The sequence below is a fragment of the Streptomyces lunalinharesii genome, from assembly GCF_039532155.1.
GTDB classification, from domain to species: domain Bacteria; phylum Actinomycetota; class Actinomycetes; order Streptomycetales; family Streptomycetaceae; genus Streptomyces; species Streptomyces lunalinharesii.
On record NZ_BAAARK010000005.1, the window covers coordinates 235,820 to 255,671 of the forward strand.

Annotated in this window: 17 protein-coding genes and 1 pseudogene; 9 read left to right on the forward strand and 9 right to left on the reverse strand. The window is 68.6% G+C overall.

Annotated features, from left to right (window positions below; genetic code table 11):
• Positions 1-26: 26 nt before the first annotated feature.
• The 3 genes from gnd to dnaA all read right to left on the reverse strand — a co-directional run bounded on the left by gnd (position 27) and on the right by dnaA (position 5,095).
• Positions 27-905, reverse strand: coding sequence for a phosphogluconate dehydrogenase (NAD(+)-dependent, decarboxylating) (gene gnd, locus ABD385_RS10565; RefSeq protein WP_344574847.1), 879 nt, complete (start codon positions 903-905; stop codon positions 27-29).
• A 172-nt stretch (positions 906-1,077) separates the two neighbouring features.
• Positions 1,078-2,208, reverse strand: coding sequence for a DNA polymerase III subunit beta (dnaN, locus tag ABD385_RS10570; protein WP_344574848.1), 1,131 nt, complete (start codon positions 2,206-2,208; stop codon positions 1,078-1,080).
• A 1,003-nt stretch (positions 2,209-3,211) separates the two neighbouring features.
• A complete protein-coding gene (gene dnaA, locus ABD385_RS10575; protein ID WP_344574849.1) occupies positions 3,212-5,095 on the reverse strand; it encodes a chromosomal replication initiator protein DnaA in 1,884 nt (627 codons plus the stop codon).
• A 374-nt stretch (positions 5,096-5,469) separates the two neighbouring features.
• Between dnaA and rpmH the strand changes: the two genes are divergently transcribed.
• The 9 genes and pseudogenes from rpmH (at position 5,470) to ABD385_RS10620 (ending at position 12,317) form a co-directional block, all read left to right on the forward strand.
• On the forward strand, positions 5,470-5,607 hold the full coding sequence (gene rpmH, locus ABD385_RS10580; protein WP_009716483.1) for a 50S ribosomal protein L34: 138 nt from the start codon (positions 5,470-5,472) through the stop codon (positions 5,605-5,607).
• A gap of 24 nt (positions 5,608-5,631) precedes the next feature.
• Positions 5,632-6,000 (forward strand): annotated as a pseudogene (gene rnpA, locus ABD385_RS10585) (ribonuclease P protein component); the annotation flags it as partial.
• Between the two features lie 86 nt (positions 6,001-6,086).
• Positions 6,087-6,404, forward strand: coding sequence for a membrane protein insertion efficiency factor YidD (yidD, locus tag ABD385_RS10590; RefSeq protein WP_006604423.1), 318 nt, complete (start codon positions 6,087-6,089; stop codon positions 6,402-6,404).
• 3 nt (positions 6,405-6,407) lie between these two features.
• A complete protein-coding gene (yidC, locus tag ABD385_RS10595) occupies positions 6,408-7,544 on the forward strand; it encodes a membrane protein insertase YidC (RefSeq protein WP_344574852.1) in 1,137 nt (378 codons plus the stop codon).
• 14 nt (positions 7,545-7,558) lie between these two features.
• Positions 7,559-8,065 carry a Jag family protein gene (locus ABD385_RS10600; protein ID WP_344574853.1) on the forward strand — a complete coding sequence of 169 codons (507 nt, stop codon included), beginning with the start codon at positions 7,559-7,561 and terminating at the stop codon, positions 8,063-8,065.
• Between the two features lie 133 nt (positions 8,066-8,198).
• Entirely contained in the window at positions 8,199-8,924 is a 726-nt protein-coding gene (gene rsmG, locus ABD385_RS10605; RefSeq protein ID WP_344574854.1) for a 16S rRNA (guanine(527)-N(7))-methyltransferase RsmG, read from the forward strand.
• Between the two features lie 296 nt (positions 8,925-9,220).
• The gene (locus ABD385_RS10610; RefSeq protein WP_344575026.1) at positions 9,221-10,294 is read left to right on the forward strand and encodes a ParA family protein; all 1,074 of its coding nucleotides are present in this window, start codon (positions 9,221-9,223) and stop codon (positions 10,292-10,294) included.
• Complete coding sequence (locus ABD385_RS10615) at positions 10,291-11,391, forward strand: ParB/RepB/Spo0J family partition protein (RefSeq protein WP_344574855.1); 1,101 nt, start codon at positions 10,291-10,293, stop codon at positions 11,389-11,391. Before ABD385_RS10610 ends, ABD385_RS10615 begins: the two co-directional genes overlap by 4 nt.
• Positions 11,392-11,699: 308 nt before the next feature.
• Positions 11,700-12,317: a GNAT family N-acetyltransferase gene (locus tag ABD385_RS10620; RefSeq protein WP_344574856.1), complete on the forward strand. Its 618-nt coding sequence runs from the start codon at positions 11,700-11,702 to the stop codon at positions 12,315-12,317.
• A 107-nt stretch (positions 12,318-12,424) separates the two neighbouring features.
• Here the strand turns inward: ABD385_RS10620 and trxA are convergent, their stop codons facing one another.
• The 6 genes from trxA to murJ form a co-directional block, all read right to left on the reverse strand.
• Positions 12,425-12,751, reverse strand: coding sequence for a thioredoxin (trxA, locus tag ABD385_RS10625; RefSeq protein WP_344574857.1), 327 nt, complete (start codon positions 12,749-12,751; stop codon positions 12,425-12,427).
• A 50-nt stretch (positions 12,752-12,801) separates the two neighbouring features.
• The gene (gene trxB, locus ABD385_RS10630) at positions 12,802-13,776 is read right to left on the reverse strand and encodes a thioredoxin-disulfide reductase (RefSeq protein ID WP_344574858.1); all 975 of its coding nucleotides are present in this window, start codon (positions 13,774-13,776) and stop codon (positions 12,802-12,804) included.
• 113 nt (positions 13,777-13,889) lie between these two features.
• Positions 13,890-14,882 (reverse strand): anti-sigma factor, encoded by a 993-nt coding sequence (locus ABD385_RS10635; protein WP_344574859.1) that lies wholly within the window; start codon positions 14,880-14,882, stop codon positions 13,890-13,892.
• Entirely contained in the window at positions 14,879-15,574 is a 696-nt protein-coding gene (gene sigM / locus ABD385_RS10640; RefSeq protein WP_344574861.1) for an RNA polymerase sigma factor SigM, read from the reverse strand. Before sigM ends, ABD385_RS10635 begins: the two co-directional genes overlap by 4 nt.
• A 189-nt stretch (positions 15,575-15,763) precedes the next feature.
• Positions 15,764-17,482 (reverse strand): protein kinase family protein, encoded by a 1,719-nt coding sequence (locus ABD385_RS10645; protein WP_344574862.1) that lies wholly within the window; start codon positions 17,480-17,482, stop codon positions 15,764-15,766.
• A gap of 107 nt (positions 17,483-17,589) precedes the next feature.
• The gene (murJ, locus tag ABD385_RS10650; protein ID WP_344574864.1) at positions 17,590-19,845 is read right to left on the reverse strand and encodes a murein biosynthesis integral membrane protein MurJ; all 2,256 of its coding nucleotides are present in this window, start codon (positions 19,843-19,845) and stop codon (positions 17,590-17,592) included.
• Positions 19,846-19,852 lie beyond the last annotated feature (7 nt).

Genomic DNA, 19,852 nt, shown 5'->3' on the forward strand with positions numbered 1-19,852 from the left:
CTCCCCGGCTGCTGAGCTGGTTGTGCTTACTTCTTGTTCTCGACCGCGTGGCCACCGAACTGGTTGCGCAGCGCGGCGATCATCTTCATCTGCGGGGAGTCGTCCTGACGGGACGCGAAGCGCGCGAAGAGCGACGCCGTGATCGCCGGCAGCGGCACGGCGTTGTCGATCGCGGCCTCGACCGTCCAACGGCCCTCGCCGGAGTCCTCGGCGTAGCCCCGCAGCTTGTCCAGGTGCTCGTCGTCGTCGAGGGCGTTGACCGCCAGGTCCAGCAGCCAGGAACGGATGACCGTGCCCTCCTGCCACGACCGGAAGACCTCGCGCACGTCGGTGACCGAGTCGACCTTCTCCAGCAGCTCCCAGCCCTCGGCGTAGGCCTGCATCATCGCGTACTCGATGCCGTTGTGGACCATCTTCGCGAAGTGGCCCGCGCCCACCTTGCCGGCGTGCACGGAGCCGAAGTCGCCCTCGGGCTTGAGGGCGTCGAAGATCGGCTGCACCTTGGCGACGTCGTCCTTGTCGCCGCCGTACATCAGCGCGTAGCCGTTCTCCAGGCCCCAGACGCCGCCGGAGACGCCGCAGTCCACGAAGCCGATGCCCTTGGCCGCCAGCTCCTCGGCGTGCTTCTCGTCCTCGGTCCAGCGGGAGTTGCCGCCGTCCACGACGAGGTCGCCGGGCGAGAGCAGCTCGGCCAGTTCGTCGATGGTCGACTGGGTGGCGGCGCCGGCCGGGACCATGACCCAGACCACCCGCGGGCCCTTGAGGCCGTCCACGAGGGCCTTGAGGCTGTCCACATCGGCCAGGTCGGGGTTGCGGTCGTATCCGATGACGGTGTGGCCGGCGCGGCGAATGCGCTCGCGCATGTTGCCGCCCATCTTGCCGAGACCGACGAGACCGAGCTCCATCACAGACCCTCTTTGCACATAGTCGTTGCTGTTCGTACCCGAGTCCGAGCCTACGCCCGAGACCCCGTGCACAGCTGTGGGCTCAGCCGCTCATCAGGGCCACGTCAGCCAGTCGCCGCAAGGGCCCCGGCGCACGCCGGGGCCCGCTCGGCACGAGGGCCGTCCGCCGCCGTCAGCCGGAGAGGCGGACCGGCATGATCAGGTACTTGTAGGCGTCGTCGGCCTCCGCGTCCTTCGCCGGGCGGCCGCTGAGCAGCGCCGGCTTCGTCGACGTGGTGAACGACAGCTGGGCCACCGGGGAGTCGATGGCCGACAGGCCCTCGAGCAGGAAGCCCGGGTTGAAGGCGATCGAGATGTCGTCGCCGTCCAGGTCGGCGTCGACCCTTTCCACAGCCTGTGCATCGTCGCTGGAGCCGGCCTCCAGGATCAGCACGCCCTGCTCGAAGCTCAGCCGCACCGGGGTGTTCCGCTCGGCGACCAGCGCCACGCGCTTGACGGCCTCGACGAAGGGCGCGGTCTCGATCACCGCGACGGAGTTGAACTCCGTGGGGAAGAGCGTGCGGTACTTCGGCAGGTCGCCTTCGAGCAGACGGGTCGTGGTCCGCCGGCCGGCGCCCTCGAAGCCGATCAGGCCCTCGCCCTGGCCGGAGCCGGAGAGCGCCAGGGCGACGGTGTCGCCGCCGCTCAGGGACTTGGCGGTGTCCAGCAGGGTCTTGGCCGGGACCAGGGCGACCGCGGAGGTGTCCGGGCTCTCCGGCTTCCACAGGAACTCACGGACCGCGAAGCGGTAGCGGTCGGTGGAGGCCAGGGTGACGGTGTCGCCCTCGATCTCGATCCGCACGCCGGTGAGCACCGGGAGCGTGTCGTCACGGCCGGCGGCGATGGCCACCTGGGCGGCGGCGGCCGCGAAGACCTCGGCGGAGACGGTGCCGGTGGCGGTGGGCATCGCCGGCAGGGCCGGGTACTCCTCCACAGGCAGGGTGTGGAGGGTGAAGCGGGAGGAGCCGCAGACGACGGTCACTCGTACACCGTCGGTGGAAATCTCCACCGGGCGGTTGGGGAGCGCACGGCAGATGTCGGCGAGCAGCCGGCCGGAGACGAGGACGGTGCCCTCCTCCTCCACGTCGGCCTCCACCGAGACCCGCGCCGAGACCTCGTAGTCGAAGCCGGAGAGGCTCAGGGCGCCGTTGTCCGCCTTCAGCAGCAGGCCCGCGAGGACGGGCACCGGCGGACGGGCCGGGAGGCTCTTGGCCGCCCAGGCCACTGCCTCCGCGAGTACATCGCGCTCCACCCGGATCTTCACCGGAAACCGCCTCCTGCTGTTGCTGGCTCTCGCCCTGCTGGCTCTTCGTCGTCGGCTGAGTTGCCGGAGACCAGTCTGACGCACGCCGTCGATGGTCGGTGCGGCTCGGGGTCAAGTCGGCTCGATGGGAGCGGCGCGCTCCGGAGACGAGTTGTGCACAGGGCCCGGTTCCGAACGATTTCCCCGGTAGATATCCCTGGTCGTAGTAGTAGGGCCTGTGGAAACCGTGGACAACTGCCTTCGTGCAGGTCAGCAACGATTTTTTGTCCACCGCGCCTGTGGGTGGAGGCCGTGGATAAGCGGCTCCAGCTGTGGACTGCGAGAAGTTCTGCACACCCCATGCACAGGGCGGAGGCACTTCTCCCCAGTGCCGTCCCCAGGAATACCCACGTTCCCCACAGCCCAACCCACCACCTTGGTGTGACCGCTTTCACTCGGCGCGGTGAGAGGTGGTGTCGCGTTGCCGAACAGTGGACAGCGGTGTGGAGAAGCTGCGGATCACTGGGGACAACAGCCTCTGACCTGTGGGTAGCCGGTGGACAAGTCCGCGCGCCGCCTGTGGACGAAAACTCTGTCCACAGGCTGTGGATTACGGTTGGCCACAAATCCACACCCGGTTGACCTCGTCCGATGGCCCGTCAGCAGGCCGGCCTGTGGATCCCACAGGGATAACTTTCCCCTCCCCAGGTTGTGGACGGAAGATTCTTGCCCAATCTGTGGAGAGAACCCGTGACCTGGCCAGGAATCGAACAGAGCTGACGCGCTCCACAGGTTTGGGACGGCGGCGGACGAGCCGCGGACCCCGGCGACCGGCCCGCGAACCGCCTCGCGAACCGCCTCGCGAACCGCCTCGCGACGCCGTCGCACCGCCCGCGGCGGCGCCCTCCAACGTCCTCGGACACCTCCCCCGTTCGCTCCGTACCGCGACGCCACGACGAAGGGCGCCCCGGGAGCGGGTCCCGGGGCGCCCTGGTGGCGGTGGCGGCCGGCGGCAGGCCGCCCGTCAGCCGTTCTTGATGCGGTTGGTCAGCTCGGTGACCTGGTTGTAGATGGAGCGCCGCTCGGCCATCAGCGCGCGGATCTTGCGGTCGGCGTGCATCACGGTGGTGTGGTCGCGGCCGCCGAACTGCGCGCCGATCTTCGGCAACGACAGGTCGGTGAGTTCCCGGCACAGGTACATCGCGATCTGGCGGGCCGTCACCAGCACCCGGCTGCGCGAGGAGCCGCACAGGTCGTCCACGGTCAGCCCGAAGTAGTCGGCGGTCGAGGCCATGATTGCGGTCGCGGTGATCTCCGGCGCGGAGTCCTCGCCGCCGGGGATCAGGTCCTTCAACACGATCTCGGTGAGCCCCAGGTCCACCGGCTGTCGGTTGAGCGACGCGAACGCGGTGACCCGGATCAGCGCGCCCTCCAACTCGCGGATGTTCCGCGAGATCCGGGACGCGATGAACTCCAGGACCTCCGGCGGTGCGTTCAGCTGTTCCTGCACCGCTTTCTTGCGGAGGATCGCGATCCGGGTCTCCAGCTCCGGCGGCTGGACGTCCGTGATCAACCCCCACTCGAAGCGGTTGCGCAGCCGGTCCTCCAGGGTGACCAGCTGCTTCGGCGGCCGGTCACTGGAGAGCACGATCTGCTTGTTTGCGTTGTGCAGGGTGTTGAAGGTGTGGAAGAACTCCTCCTGCGTCGACTCCTTGCTCGCCAGGAACTGGATGTCGTCGACGAGCAGGATGTCCATGTCCCGATAGCGCCTGCGGAACGCGTCCGCCTTGCCGTCGCGGATGGAGTTGATGAACTCGTTGGTGAATTCCTCGGAGCTGACGTACCGCACCCGGGTGCCCGGATAGAGGCTCCGGGCGTAGTGCCCGATGGCGTGCAGCAGGTGGGTCTTGCCCAGCCCCGACTCCCCGTAGATGAAGAGCGGGTTGTACGCCTTCGCCGGTGCCTCGGCGACCGCGACCGCCGCGGCGTGCGCGAAGCGGTTGGACGCGCCGATCACGAAGGTGTCGAAGAGGTACTTCGGGTTCAGCCGCGCCGTCGGTTCGCCGGGGCCGGTGGCCGGTGCGGGTTGCGCGGCGAGCGGGCCGGGCGCGCCACTGGGCGCCGGCAGCGCCGAACCGGGACCGCCGGGGCGACCACCGGGCCCGGGCGGCGGAAGCTCGGAGTGGTCGCGGCGCTGCTGCTCGTAGGGGGAGCGCGGGCCGTCCGAGGGCCGCGGCCCGCCGCGGTCCGGTCCCTGCGAGCGGTAGTCGTTCTGGTGCTGCTGCAGATGGGCGGGCGGCGAGGAACCGTACGGCTCGCGCCACTGCTCCGTGGACGTCTCGCGGTCGGGGTAGCCGCCGAGGTGCTGTTGCTGCCAGCCGTACTCCTCGCGCGGGCCGACCGCGTCGGTGCGGGAGTGCTGCGGCCACGCACCGGGCTCGTGCCGGAGCTGCGGGTAGTCGGGGTACGCGGGGCGGACGCTGGGCAGGTCGTCGCCCTGGTGCCCATAGCCCTGGCGTGAGTCGTGGCGCGAATCGTGACGCTCGTCGTAGCCGTCGTACGCATCGTGCTGCGGCTGTTGGTGCGGGGCATGCTGCTGCTGGTGCGGTGCCGGCTGCGGGCCCGGGGGCTCCTCGGAGGAGTCGTCGACGGTGATCGCGATCCGGATCGGCCGTCCGCACTCGTGGCTGAGGGCCTCGCCGATCAGCGGCGCCAGCCGACCCTCGAGCACGCCCTTGGCGAACTCGTTCGGCACGGCGAGCAGTGCGGTGTCCGCGACCAGCGCCAGCGGCTGGGTCCGCTTGAGCCAGTCCTGGTCCTTGGGCTTGAGGCCGTCGGCCTCCGACCGCAGGAGGTGATCGAGTACGCGCGGCCACACTGCGGCAAGATCGGCAGGTACATCAGCCACAGGGCACGCTCTCTCACAGTCCCACGAATGTGTGATTCTCAGGACGGGCGGGAAGGAAATGGAGTTCAGCCACGGTAGTCAGGGCGGGCCTGGGGATTCAAGTTGTTGTCCACAGGCTGTGCATAGTGTGTCCTGGCGGGGGCTCTCCGCACCGTTCCGGAGCTGGTTTGACCGAATGGCGTAGCCCCGCGTACCGTGACCAGGTCGAGTTGTCGATGGCTGCTGCCGCCTGCCTCCGATGGGCAATGATTACGCTCTCGTGATCGTGTAGCGGTGCACTCGGGCGTGGCGAGCTACTCGTGGGCGCACGGTGACAGCCAGTCGACGCCCACAAATCTGTCTCTCTGAGACAACAAGTTTCCTGGAGCCCCCGAGTGAGCAAGCGCACCTTCCAGCCGAACAACCGTCGTCGCGCCAAGACCCACGGTTTCCGTCTGCGCATGCGGACCCGTGCCGGCCGCGCGATTCTCGCGTCGCGCCGTAGCAAGGGCCGCGGCCGCCTGTCGGCCTGAGCAGCCTGAACCTAGGTCCATGACGTGCTGCCTACCGAACATCGGCTGAGGCGGCGCGAGGACTTCGCGACCGCGGTACGCCGGGGACGCAGGGCCGGACGCCCGCTCCTCGTAGTGCACTGTCGTAGCGGCGCAACGGACCCGCACGCAGCTGGGGGAAGTGTTCCCCCAGCGCGTGCGGGTTTCGTCGTGAGCAAGGCCGTTGGCGGAGCCGTCGTCCGCACCAAGGTCAAGCGGAGACTGCGCCATCTCATGCGCGATCGGCTGGACCGGCTCCCCGCCGGTAGCCTGGTTGTGGTACGGGCCCTGCCCGGCGCGGGTGAGGCGGAGTACGACCAACTGGCCCGCGACCTGGACGCCGCCGTCGAGCGGCTGCTGGGAGGGGCGCCGAAAGGCTGCAATCCCACCGGGGCGATGACCGACGGCGGCCGCGCCGCTGGCCCCGGGAAGCCCGGACGGGACCCGGGAGGGAGCGCACAGTGAAGTACCCGCTGCTGCTTTTGATCAAGATCTACCAGTGGACCATCAGCCCGCTGTTGGGCCCGGTCTGCAAGTACTACCCGTCGTGTTCGCACTATGGCTACACGGCCATCGACCGGCACGGCGCGGTGAAGGGGACTGCGCTGACCGCCTGGCGCATTCTGCGGTGCAACCCGTGGTCGCTCGGTGGCGTCGACCACGTCCCTCCCCGGAAGCGTCCGGTTTGGCATCAGCGGCTGAGGAGCCGTCTGGGCGGGCCCACCGTCCCTGAGCCTGTCGCCCAGCCCGAGACTCAGCCCAACGCCCAAGGAGCCTGATTCGTGGACACGATCCTCAGTCCTCTTTATTACGCAGTTTCCTGGATCATCGTCCAGTTCCACTCGTTCTACAGTTTGATCTTCAACGCGAACAGTGGAGCTGCGTGGGGTCTGTCCATCGTCTCGCTGGTGGTGCTGATCCGTATCTGCCTGATCCCGCTCTTCGTGAAGCAGATCAAGTCGACGCGGAACATGCAGGCGCTCCAGCCGAAGATGAAGGCGATCCAGGAGCGCTACAAGAGCGACAAGCAGCGCCAGTCCGAAGAGATGATGAAGCTCTACAAGGAGTCGGGCACCAACCCGCTCTCGAGCTGTCTCCCGATCCTGGCGCAGTCCCCGTTCTTCATCTCCCTGTACCAGGTCCTCAGCCACATCGCGCAGAACAAGACCGTCGGCTTCATCGACCCGACGCTCCTGGCGAGCGCGCAGAAGGCGCACATCTTCGGTGCGCCGCTCGCGGCGAAGTTCATGGACAGCGCGGCGAAGATCCAGAGCCTCGGCGCTTCGGTGACCGACGTCCGCGTGGTCACGGTCATCATGATCGTCCTGATGTCGGCGTCGCAGTTCTACACCCAGCGCCAGCTGATGACGAAGAACGTCGACCTGACGGTGAAGACGCCGTTCATGCAGCAGCAGAAGATGCTGATGTACGTCTTCCCGGTCATGTTCGCCGTCTTCGGCATCAACTTCCCCGTCGGTGTCCTCGTCTACTGGCTGACCACCAACGTGTGGACCATGGGCCAGCAGATGTTCGTCATCCGCCGCAACCCCACCCCGGGCAGCAAGGCGTACACCGAGCGTCAGGAGCGGCTGCGCGCCCAGGGCAAGCTGGTCGAGAGCCCGGTTGAGATCGCGGCGAAGGAGGCCGCCGAGGAGGCGCGCCAGAACCGCCAGCAGCCCAAGCGGCAGACCAAGGCCAAGCGTCAGGGCGGTGCCAGTGTCGGTACCGGTACCGGTACAGCGACCGGGACCGCGCAGAACCGCACGCGGGCGAGTTCGTCGGCGGGCAGCAGCGAGGCTTCGCAGGACGCCAAGGAAAAGGGTGGTACGCCCGCCAAGGGCGGCGCCTCCGGATCCCGTAACACCAAGTCCGGGCAGCGCAAGGGCCAGCAGCGCCCCAAGCACCCGTCCAAGAAGTAAGAAGGAGTCCTTACGTGACGGACACGACCCCTGCCACCAAGGGCACCGACACCCTCAGCCGCCTGGAGCAGGAAGGCGAGATCGCGGCCGACTACCTCGAGGGACTGCTGGACATCGCGGACCTCGACGGTGACATCGACATGGACGTCGAGGCGGACCGTGCCTCGGTGTCGATCATCGGCGACTCGGACAGCCGTGATCTGCAGAAGTTGGTGGGGCGTGACGGCGAGGTGCTGGAGGCGCTCCAGGAGCTGACGCGGCTCGCGGTGCACCGCGAGACCGGCGACCGCAGCCGTCTGATGTTGGACATCTCCGGCTTCCGGGCGCGCAAGCGCGAGGAGCTCGCCAAGGTCGGGACGAGCGCGGCGGAGGAGGCCAAGAGCACCGGCCAGCCCGTGAAGCTCGACCCGATGACGCCGTTCGAGCGCAAGGTCGTGCACGACGCGGTGGCCGCGGCCGGCCTGCGGAGCGAGTCCGAGGGCGAGGAACCGCAGCGCTGCGTGGTTGTTCTCCCGGCCTGACGCCTCGCGCTCAGTCTTTCTTTGGCCCCGTCTGCTCGCAGGCGGGGCCAAAACTTGTCAGCCTTCTGTGTTATCCCCGGTCGTAACGCCGGGTTCCCGGCAGGAAAAGCAGTCCAGAGGAAGGGCGGTTCCCGTGACCGAGGCATCAGCGGAGCTCCCTCCTGCGCCGAAAACGGCGCAGGAGGTATTCGGTGAGCGCTTTCCGGAGGCCGTGCGGTACGGCGAGCTGCTCGCCGATGCGGGCGTGAAGCGCGGGCTGATCGGTCCGCGCGAGGTGCCGCGACTGTGGGAGCGGCACCTGCTGAACTGCGCGGTGCTTTCCGAGGTGGTCCCTCAGGGTGTCTCGGTGTGTGACGTGGGTTCGGGTGCCGGGCTGCCCGGCATTCCCCTGGCGCTGGTGCGCCCGGACCTCAAGATCACGCTCCTGGAGCCGCTGCTGCGGCGGACGAACTTCCTTCAGGAGGTCGTCGAGCTGCTCGGGCTGGACCACGTCACGGTGGTGCGCGGCCGTGCGGAAGAAGTCATGGGCAAGCTTCCGCAGGTGCACGTGGTGACCGCGCGGGCCGTCGCGCCGCTCGACCGGCTGGCCGGCTGGGGGGTGCCGCTGCTGCGTCCCTACGGCGAGATGCTGGCGCTCAAGGGCGACACCGCGGAGGAGGAGCTCAAGTCGGCCCGTGCCGCGCTGAGCAAGCTCGGTGTGGTGGAGACCTCCGTCGTGCACGTCGGCGAGGGTGTGGTGGATCCGCCGTCGACCGTGGTGCGCGTCGAGGTGGGAGAGAGCCCTGGTGGGGTGCGCTTCGCCGCGAAGCGGGCGAAGGCGGCACGTACCAGCCGGGCATCGCGGCCGCGCCGACGCTGATGGCGGGCTCCCTGATCTGCTAATCCGTGGTGGGTGCGAGTGTCCACGGAATAGCAGAAAGGGCGAATTCCGCAGGTGCCACAAAAAGCCACAAGACGGAGTGTCGCGGCTTATTCGGACGCGGCGCTGGCATCGTGTTTCACGTGAAACGTCGTTCTCTGCTGCAAGGGATCATCGGCCGCGGTCGTGCGGCTGCCGAGCCGCACGACCGGAAACCCACACGGGTCACGAAAGTATCCACAGAGGTGGGTTCATCCACAGGAGAACGGACCTCACTGGTTCGCGATACCGAAAGCATGGCAGGCTCTCACCATTGTGAGCCTGATGTCGAGGAGAGTGAATCCTTGCGGTCCGACGCCAACATCGCGGGACCGATGACCGATCCGGTCCCCGGTCCCCGCAACGAGTCGTTCGGGGACGACGTTTCACGTGAAACGCCGCCCCTGATGGACAACACACCGGTAGGTCGCGCAGCGCAGCTGGCGGTAGGGGCCATGGGCCGCGTAGGCGAGGGGTTGCCCCGTCCCGAAGCGACCCGGGTCATGGTGGTCGCCAATCAGAAGGGCGGGGTCGGCAAGACCACCACCACCGTGAACCTCGCGGCGTCGCTGGCGCTGCACGGAGCTCGCGTGCTGGTGATCGACCTCGACCCGCAGGGTAATGCGTCGACAGCCCTGGGGATCGACCATCACGCCGAAGTGCCGTCCATCTACGACGTGCTGGTCGAGAGCAAGCCGCTCTCCGACGTCGTGCAGCCGGTGGTGGACGTGGAGGGGCTCTTCTGCGCCCCCGCGACCATCGACCTGGCCGGTGCCGAGATCGAGCTGGTCTCGCTCGTGGCACGCGAAAGCCGGTTGGACCGCGCCATCAAGGCGTATGAACAGCCACTGGACTACATCCTCATCGACTGCCCGCCTTCGCTCGGCCTGTTGACCGTCAATGCACTGGTTGCCGGCGCCGAGGTGCTGATCCCGATCCAGTGCGAGTACTACGCACTCGAAGGCCTGGGGCAGTTGCTGCGGAACGTCGAACTGGTGCGGGGGCATCTCAACCCCAAGCTCCACGTCTCGACCATCCTGCTCACCATGTACGACGGACGTACCCGTCTTGCTTCGCAGGTTGCCGATGAGGTGCGCAGCCACTTCGGCAATGAGGTGCTGCGGACGAGCATCCCCCGCTCGGTACGCATCTCGGAAGCGCCCAGCTACGGGCAGACGGTGCTCACCTATGACCCGGGATCCAGCGGTGCGCTCTCGTACCTCGAAGCAGCCAGGGAGATTGCGCTCCGGGGGGCTTCACCGCAGCCCGGAGAGCAGGGCCTGAGTGTGAACTACCAAGCACAGCACACCATCTCGGAGGGGTCTCAGTGAGTGAACGACGCAGGGGGCTGGGCCGCGGGCTGGGTGCGCTGATCCCCGCCGCACCCCAGGGCACGGATCAGTCCGGGTCGGCGGTGGGGCGGGGAGCCACGTCGCCGTCGTCCGTACCGGTTCTGGCACCGGACCGCGGAGTGGCGGCCGCCAAGGTGGCTTCGCTACCGACGCCCGGTGTTTCACGTGAAACAGAGGCGCCGGCGGGTGCGGAGAGCGCGGGCGACCTTCCTGCGGAGGTGGCCGGCGCGTACTTCGCCGAGGTGCCGCTGGATGCCATCCGGCCGAACCCGCGGCAGCCGCGCGAGGTCTTCGACGAGGACGCCCTCGCCGAATTGGTCACCTCCATCAAGGAGGTGGGCCTGCTCCAGCCGGTCGTGGTCCGTCAGACGGCACCGGGGCGCTATGAGCTCATCATGGGTGAGCGGCGCTGGCGAGCGTGCCGGGAAGCCGGGCTCGAGAAGATCCCCGCGATCGTGCGGGCGACCGAAGACGAGCGGCTGCTGCTCGACGCGCTGTTGGAGAACCTGCACCGGGCTCAGCTGAACCCTCTGGAAGAGGCCGCTGCCTACGACCAGCTGCTGCAGGACTTCAAGTGCACCCATGACGAGTTGGCCGACCGGATCGGGCGTTCGCGACCGCAGGTGACCAATACGCTCCGGCTGCTGAGGCTGTCGCCTTCGGTGCAGAAGAGGCTCGCGGCGGGAGTCCTCTCCGCGGGACACGCCAGGGCTCTGCTGTCGCTGGAGGATCCTGAGGAGCAGGACAACCTCGCGCGCCGGATCGTGGCGGAGGGGCTGTCGGTCCGATCCGTCGAGGAGATCGTGACGCTCATGGGGTCGAGCCCCGCGAGCGCCGGCAAGGCGAAGAAGCCTCGGGCGGGCGGTCGGGTGTCCCCCGCGCTCACCGGTCTCGCCTCGCGGCTGTCCGACCGCTTCGAAACCCGGGTGAAGGTCGACCTTGGCCAGAAGAAGGGGAAGATCGTCGTCGAGTTCGCCTCGATGGAGGACCTGGAGCGCATCCTCGGAACCCTTGCTCCGGGCGAGGGTTCGGTCATGGGAAGCGCGTCGACCGACGAGGGCGCCGAAGCACAGTGAGCTGAGGCGTGTGGCTCGGGGCGAGCCGTGTTCCGGAAACTGATACCGGAACACGGCTCGCCCTTTGCTTTCTGGCAGTACCCGCGCCCTTAAAGGGTGGATACGATGCGATCGGGTATGGCACGCATCCACGTGGAGAGACCTCACATCGAGGAGAGGGCCATGCGATCAGTGAGCCGCACCGGACTGCTGGTGGCGGGGTTCGGCCTCGCAGCCCTCGGAGGGTTCGTTGGTGGTCTGCTCAAGGAGCAGGCGACGCTGACAGCGCTGCGCGGTGCGGCAGGCGAGGGAAGCGAGGACCTGGTTCCATGGGCCGTCGGCTCGTACCGCTCACGCTGGACAACCTTCCAGATCTCCCCAAGCGCTGTCGCTCCTGCATCTTCTGGGAGCTCGACCCCGTCAGCGGCGAGGCCGCGGTAAAGGCGGGACGTCCAGAGCTGGAGAAGGAAGCCTGGATCTCGGCGGTGCTGCTGGAGTGGGGATCCTGCGGGCGCGTTGTCTACGTCGACGATGTGCCGGCTGGGTTCGTCATGTACGCCCCGCCGGCTTACGTCCCGCGCTCCACGGCCTTCCCCACCAGCCCGGTGTCGCCGGATGCCGTGCAGTTGCTGACGGCGTGGCTGACTCCTGGCTACCAGGGGCAGGGGCTGGGGCGGGTGATGGTCCAGACGGTGGCCAAGGACCTCATCCAGCGGGGCTTCAAAGCGATCGAAGCGTTCGGTGATGCCGGCTGGACCGAGCCGGCGTGTGTACTGCCCGCTGATCATCTCCTGGCCGTGGGCTTCAAGACCGTGCGCCCGCATCCCCGCTTTCCGCGATTGCGGCTCGAGCTACGCACCACGATCTCGTGGAAGGAAGACGTGGAGCTTGCCCTGGACCGTCTACTCGGAGCCGTGCAGAAGGAGCCAGCGCTCCGACCGTTGTAGTCCGCCGCAGCGATGTTTCACGTGAAACATCGGCAGGTGTTTCACGTGAAACAGGCCCGCCCCCATGAAGGGGCGGGCCTGTTTCACGTGAAACGTGACGTCGTGCCTCAGGCGAGGAAGTCCGCCAGGTCGCGCTCGATGGCGGCCTTCGGCTTGGCGCCGACGATGGTCTTCACGACCTCGCCGCCCTGGTAGACGCTCATGGTCGGGATCGACATGACGCCGTACTTGGCGGTGGTGGCCGGGTTCTCGTCGGTGTTGAGCTTGGCGATGACGATCTCGTCGTGCTCGGCGGCAATGGCCTCCAGAGACGGGGCAATCTGGCGGCACGGGCCGCACCAGGTGGCCCAGAAGTCCACGAGGACAGGCTTGTCGCTCTTGAGGACGACCTCTTCGAAGTTGGCGTCCGTGACGGTCACCGTGGCGCCGGCCATGGCAATCTCCTTACTGGGTGGGTGATGGGAAAAGCTGTGTGGTGCGCGGGTCAGGCGGAAGCGGTCTTCTCCGGCTCGGCCGTGGCCTCACCGTCGGAGAGCGCCACGAGGAACCGCTCGGCGTCGAGGGCCGAGGAGCAGCCCGTGCCAGCAGCGGTGATCGCCTGGCGGTAGGTGTGGTCGACGACATCGCCGGCCGCGAAGACGCCGGCGAGGTTCGTGCGGGTGCTGGGCGCATCGACCTTGAGGTAGCCCTCGTCGTCGAGGTTCAGCTGGCCCTTGAAGAGCTCGGTACGCGGGTCGTGGCCGATCGCGATGAAGAGGCCGGTGACCGGAAGCTCGGAGGTCTCGCCGGTCTTGATGTTGCGCAGCGTCAGGCCGGAGAGCTTGTTCTCGCCCTGGACCTCGGCGACCTCGCTGTCCCACACGAACTTGATCTTCGGGTCGGCGAAGGCACGCTCCTGCATGGCCTTGCTCGCCCGCAGCGCGTCGCGGCGGTGGACGACCGTGACGGACTTGGCAAAGCGCGAGAGGAAGGTGGCCTCCTCCATCGCGGTGTCGCCACCGCCGATCACGGCGATGTCCTGGTCCTTGAAGAAGAACCCGTCGCAGGTCGCGCACCAGGAGACGCCACGGCCGGACAGCTCGTCCTCGCGCGGAAGGCCGAGCTTGCGGTGCTGGGAGCCCGTGGCGATGATGACCGCCTTGGCGCGGTGGACCTTGCCCATGGTGTCGGTGACGGTCTTGATCTCCTCGGCGAGGTCGACCGAGACGATGTCGTCCGGCACCAGCTCGGCGCCGAAGCGTTCGGCCTGGGCGCGCATGTTGTCCATCAGATCCGGACCCATGATGCCGTCGCGGAAGCCGGGGAAGTTCTCCACGTCGGTGGTGTTCATCAGTGCGCCGCCGGCGGTGACGGCGCCTTCGAAGACGAGCGGCTTCAGGGACGCGCGGGCGGTGTAGAGCGCTGCGGTATAGCCCGCGGGCCCGGAGCCGATGATGATCACGTTGCGGACGTCGCTCACGGGTGTCTTCCTTGTCTCTGCCGACGGCTTGCTGGGGTCTCGGAACTCTCACCCCACCCAACGGATCCTAAGGGGCGAGCATTCCCGGCGTGCCACAGCGCACGTGCCGGCGTTCAGTCTCGTCGATACGAGTGGGTCAGCAGGACCTTCCCCGGAGCCGGCGGGCTGCTGGAGATACAGGAAGCAGTGACGACGTAGGCGGACACGCTCTTCGGGTCGGAGGGATGCGGCAGCACCACCAGGAACGCGTCCTTGCCCTCATAGACGCCGCGCGTGGAGGCCAGCGGCTGCTCGGGGCGCCCGATGCCCTGGCGTACACACGACGGAGCGGTGTCCGCCTCGCCTCGCAATGGCGTCGCGGGAGAACTGCGGGTGCCGATCTCCGGCGTTTGCTGAGCCTTCTTCGTGGCAAGCAGCTTGTGGACGTCCGTCCCGAGCGTCGCGGCAGTCAGTCCCGAAGGGGATTCTCCGTGGGCTGAGGAGGAGCTGTCCTGCCTGGTGGCTTGAACGCCGCCGCCGCTGCCGCCGCTCTGGATCAGCAGCCCACCGACGCTGAGCACCGCAGCTGCGGCCGCCGAGCCGAGCAGAACCCGTGGCCAGCGTCGGGAGCGAGACGTACGGCGCCCTGGCGTTTGGCGGCCGGGTCCGGAAGCACCGCGGGCTCGCCTGCCCGGTGGTGCGGACGCGGCGGTCCGGGCAGATGCCTGCCCGCTGGTTTCACGTGAAACAGGGGCAGCTGCGGTCGATGTTTCACGTGAAACCAGCACGGGGTCGGTCGATGTTTCACGTGAAACGGAAGCATGGAGCGGCGATGTTTCACGTGAAACAAGAGGCTCGCCCTCGGAGGTGACGGCATCCAGGAGTGCCTCGGCGGCGAGGGCGGCATCGATGCGCTCAGCGACATCGGCCGGCATCCGTGTCGGACCGGGGAGTGTGCCGAGGAGTCCTCGGATCTCGTCCAGGGAGGCACGTACGTCTTCGCACAGTGCGCAGCCAGCGAGGTGGTCCTGCAGATCCGCGGTGTGTGAGGGGGAGAGCAAGCCGTCTGTGAGATCGGAGATCTCGGAGACCTCCGGGTGCTCGCCCGCGCCGGTTGTCGACGTCACGCTCGCCCACCTCCGCCCTTCACGGCATCTGTGCCCTTCGGTCCTGCCGTCGGTGGGACGGATGGCCCCTGCGCCCGGTTCCTTCCCCCGGCCGCGGGATTGTTACCCCCGCCGTCGCCGCGCAGATGGGTGACCAAGGGCAGTAGCCGGGCTCGGCCTCGTGAGCAGCGGCTTTTCACCGTTCCGGTCGGTACACCAAGGATCTCGGCGGTCTCCGCGACGGAATATCCCTGCATGTCGACGAGCACGAGCGCGGCACGCTGCTCTTCGGGGAGGGTGCGCAGCGCGACGAGGAGTTCGCGGTGGAGGTCCTCCCGTTCCGCCGGGAGCGCCGCGGACTCTTCGGGCTCGAGGAGCTGTTCCAGACGCTCTGTTTCGGCGACCGGCGAGGTGCGGCGCGAGGCCGCCTTGCGGGCCCGGTCGAGGCAGGCGTTGACGGTGATGCGATGAAGCCAGGTCGTCACGGCGGACTGACCGCGGAAGGAGTGTGCGGCGCGATAGGCGGAGACGAGCGCGTCCTGGACGGCATCAGCCGCCTCTTCGCGATCACCGAGGGTTCGTAAGGCGACGGCCCACAGCCGGTCGCGGTGGCGCCGGACGATCTCCCCGAACGCGTCGGGGTCACCTTTCACGTGCAGCGCAAGGAGATCAGCGTCGGTTGGTGTCGAAGCCTCGTCACTGTCGGTGGACACGGGCCCCCCGGCCGTAGCTGCCTGATCTCGGTCCCATTGAAGCCCGCCCGGTGACGAATGTAAATGCTGGGAGAGACACCTCGGCGAGTGGAGATGATCTACGTGTGCAGAGGGGCGTGGACACGGAGGTCGGTGCGGCCTCGCGGCCGGTCGACTGCCGTGTCCACGCCCCTCGGACGGTGTGCGTGCTCAGCTGGTGAAGGACACCTCGGTCACGCCCTGCTTGTAGCCGGCGCCGCTGTAGGTGTCCTGCGGCGAATAGGGCATCGCCGTGATCCACACGACGACGTAGCGCGTCTTCGCGGGGGTCTTGAGCGTGACCTTGGCCGTGCCTCCCGACGTCTTGGCCGTACCGAGCTCCTGCATGGAACTCAGCGGTTCGGACGGTGAGAGGGAATCGGCCGCGTAGAGCGTCACCGTCGTGTGGTCACCGGTGTAGTGCAGCCCGATGGACGCGGTGCTTATCTGCTGCTTCGAGCCGAGGTCGTAGACCAGCCCGACGCCCTTCTTGAAGGCCGGGTTCAGATCGGGGCCCTCGCGGTAGCTCTTGCTGCGCCAGTAGGTCGAGGGGTCCCTGTCGTAGGTGTCCCGCGCCTCGTCGGGGTGTTGCGGCTGCCCGTCCGGGTAGTACTCGGCGCCGTCCACGATCTTGATGGCCTTGCCGTCGGGCTTCGTCCCGCCGCCGGCGGTCTGGGAGTTCCCCGGACCGTCCTGGTCGTTCTCCCGCTTCAGCAGGGTGTCCGCCAGCTGCCAGCTGCCCAGGCCCAGTGCGGCGATCAGGAGCGCGGACACCGACCACTTCAGCGCCTTGCCGGTGCGGCTCTGCAGCGGGGGCGGCGGCGGTGCGACGGGCTGCGTCGCTTGCACCGACTGACCGTTGTGGCCTCGCGGCTGGCCGTAGGAACCCTGCTGGTAGCCCGTGCGCTGGTACGGCGGCGGAGTCGAGAACGCGGTCTCCGGCGGACGGATGCGCGGCATCGCGGCGACCGCCTTGGCCAGCTCGTCCGGTGTGGTGCACGCCGGCTCCTGGCGGGATGCGGTGGCCCCGTCGTTGACCAGGGCCCGCATGGCGAGCTCGGACAGCCCCCGGTGCACGCCCGCGCGCACCTGGTCGGGTGCGATCAGACCGACGCCCTTGGGCAGGCCGGTCAGGCCGTAGGCGTCGTTCTCGTAGGGCCAGCGTTGGGTGAGGGCGGCGTAGAGCAGCGCGCCGATCGCCTCGGTGTCCGTGCGCTGCGGGTGCTCGCAGGAGATGCCGCGCAGCGCCGCCATGACGGCCAGGCCGCGGATGCGGTACTGCCCGGACTCCGTGCGCAGCACCGAGCTGGGGGTGAGGCGCAGGTGGGACAGGCCCTCGCGGTGGGCGGCGGCCATCGCCTGCGAGACCTGGCTGACGAGCTGGTACGCGTCGTGCGGTTCGAGCGGCCCGTTGGCGAGGACCGTGGCCAGCTCGGTGGCGTCCGGCAGCCACTCGTGGACGACGTAGACCAGGTCGTTGTCCTCGACGGCGTCGAGGACCTGGACGAAGCGGGGGTCGCCGAGGAGGGCGGAGGCCCGGGCGGCCGAGAGCACCGGACGGGCCCTGGGGTGGTCCGCGGGCAGGACGTGCACGCCCACTGCCCGGCGGAGCTTCTCGTCCACGGCGCGCCAGCTGCTGAATCCGTCCAGACGGGTGACGCACTCCTCGAGGCGGTAGCGTCTGGCGAGTTTGTGGCCGCTGTGGAGTTCGGGTGGCTTGGAGTCGGTCGCTTCGGCACCCTTGTCGCCGGCGCCTGCAGTGTCCGTTTCCGTGCTGGATACCTTCTCGGCCTCCGCACCGTCGTCCGTGGCCTGACCCGCCTTGGCGGTCAGCGGCTCTTCGCCGCTCGTGTCGGCCACGTCGACGGCAGCCGTGCTCCGTTCCGCCACCGTCGTTCCTGCCTCCCCATCCGTTGCAGGCTCAATGAGCCAAGACAATTGTGCCCACAGTCCGCCACTATGCACGACACACGGTGGCAGCCGATGGTTGTGCGCGGTCAGCGTCCGAGCTTGGATCTGACCATGCCGACCAGGGCGTTCAGCTCCTCGATCCGCATTTTTCGGGCGGCGAGGTAGAAGACGGCCAGAAGTGCGGCGGCGCCGCCGATGAGGGCGGCGAGTGATCCGACGAGTCCGGTGCCGAGTGCCTGCATCAGGACGTACACCAGGGCGCCGGAAACGATCGTGGCGGGAATGCTGGCGCCGGCCAGCCGCGCGTAGGTCCGCACCACGTGCGCGGTGTCCAGGTCGCCGTCCATCCGCTTGCTCAGCCGGCGCCAGGCCACCCCGACGCCGATGACGTACGCCAGCCCGTAGGACGCCGCCATGCCGATCACGGCCCAGCGGGCGGGCAGGAGCAGGAAGCAGAGCGCGGAGGCCGCGGCGTTGACGCCGGCGACGATCACCGTGTTGTAGAAGGGGGTGCGGGTGTCCTCGTACGCGTAGAAGGCGCGCAGGACGACGTACTGCACCGAGAACGGGATCAGGCCCACGCCGAAGGCCATCAGCATGTAGCCCATCGGGATGCCGGCGCCGGACGAGCCGTAGACCAGCGTGCATAGCGGGATGCCGAGTGCGAGGAAACCGAACGAGATCGGGACGATCGCCACGGCCGAGGTCCGCAGGCCCTGGGAGATGTCATCCCGGACGGCGCCGGTGTCGCCGTCGTGGGCGGAGCGCGCGAGCCGGGGCAGCAGCGCCGCCATGACGGAGACGGTGATGATCGCCTGCGGCATGTTCCAGATCAGCTGGGCGCTGGCGTAGGAGATGAAGCCGGTGCCCGGGTGGCCCTGCCGGTCCGCGGTGTTTCCGGCCCAGGTGGAGAGCTGGGTGACGACCAGGACGCCGGCCTGGTTGGCGAGGACGAACAGCACCGTCCACTTCGCGAGCTTGGCGGCCTTGCCCAGGCCGTGGCCGCGCCAGTCGAACCGCAGCCGCAGCTTGAAGTCGGCGTCCCGCAGGTACGGGATCATCGCCAGCGCCTGGACCACCAGGCCGAGGAGCGTGCCGATGCCGAGCAGGCGGATGCCCTCGTCGGGGATGGTGGTGACGCCGATGTGGCTGGTCTTCGCCGTGCCGTAGACCCAGATGAACAGGCCGAAGGTGGCGATCATGACGATGTTGTTGAGGACCGGGGTCCACATCATCGCGCCGAAGCGGCCGCGGGCGTTGAGGATCTGCCCCATGACGACGTGCAGGCCCATGAAGAAGATCGTGGGCACGCAGTAGCGGGTGAAGGCGACCGCGACCTCGTTGGCGGCTGGATCCCTGGAGATGTCGAACGAGACCAGCTTGACCAACAGTGGCGCGGCGAACACCGCCAGTACGGTCAGGACGCCCAGGACGACGACGACCAAGGTGAGCAGCCGGTTGGCGTACGCCTCGCCGCCGTCTTCGTCCTCCTTCATCGCGCGGACGAGCTGCGGGACGAAGACGGAGTTCAGGCCGCCACCGATGGTCAAGATGAAGATCATCGTCGGCAGCTGGTAGGCGACCTGCCAGGAGTCACCGAGCACCGCGCCGCCGAGCGCGGCGACGATCAGCGCCGAGCGGACGAAGCCGGTGAGCCGGGACACCATCGTGCCGGCGGCCATCACCGCGCTGGACTTCAGCAGTCCGGAGGCGCGGCCCCCGGACTGCTTGCCGGCCGCCGCCACGGGGGCGGGCTCCGGCTCGGGCTCCTCGGTGAGCTGCTGCGCCACCGGCTCCGGGCCGGTGGGGGACGCCATCGGCGCCACCGGCGCCTGTGGGGCCTGCGGCCCTTGTGGGGCCACCGGGGCCCCGGTGGCCGGCGCAGGGTGCGGCGGTTGGTAGGGCTGTTGCTGGTCCCGGAAGAGGTGGGCGAACGCGTCCCGCTCGGGCTGCTCGTCGGTCCCGTGGGCCGTCAGCGCGTCACCGCCGGCGAACTGCATCGTCGCGTCGGGATCGCCGTACGAAAGGTCCTGGGTCGGGGCCTGGGGTCCCGCCGGTGCGGGCGCCGGCCACTGCTGGGGGCCGGGCGGCTGCTGGTACAGGGGGTGTGCGGGGTGTCCCGGGGGCGGCGGGGGCGCGGCCTGGCCGTAGCCCGGCTCGGCGGTCGGACCCTGGCCCGTAGGGGCGGGCGACGTGTACGGATCGTTGCGGTAGGGGTTCTGCGCGTACGGGTCCTGGGCGTACTGCTCTTGATCCGCAGGGGGCGGTGGCGTCGGAGGGACCGCCCCCGAGGGATCGCCGTGGGCGCCCCGGCCGCGGTCACCGTCATACGGCGCATTCATCGCTGCC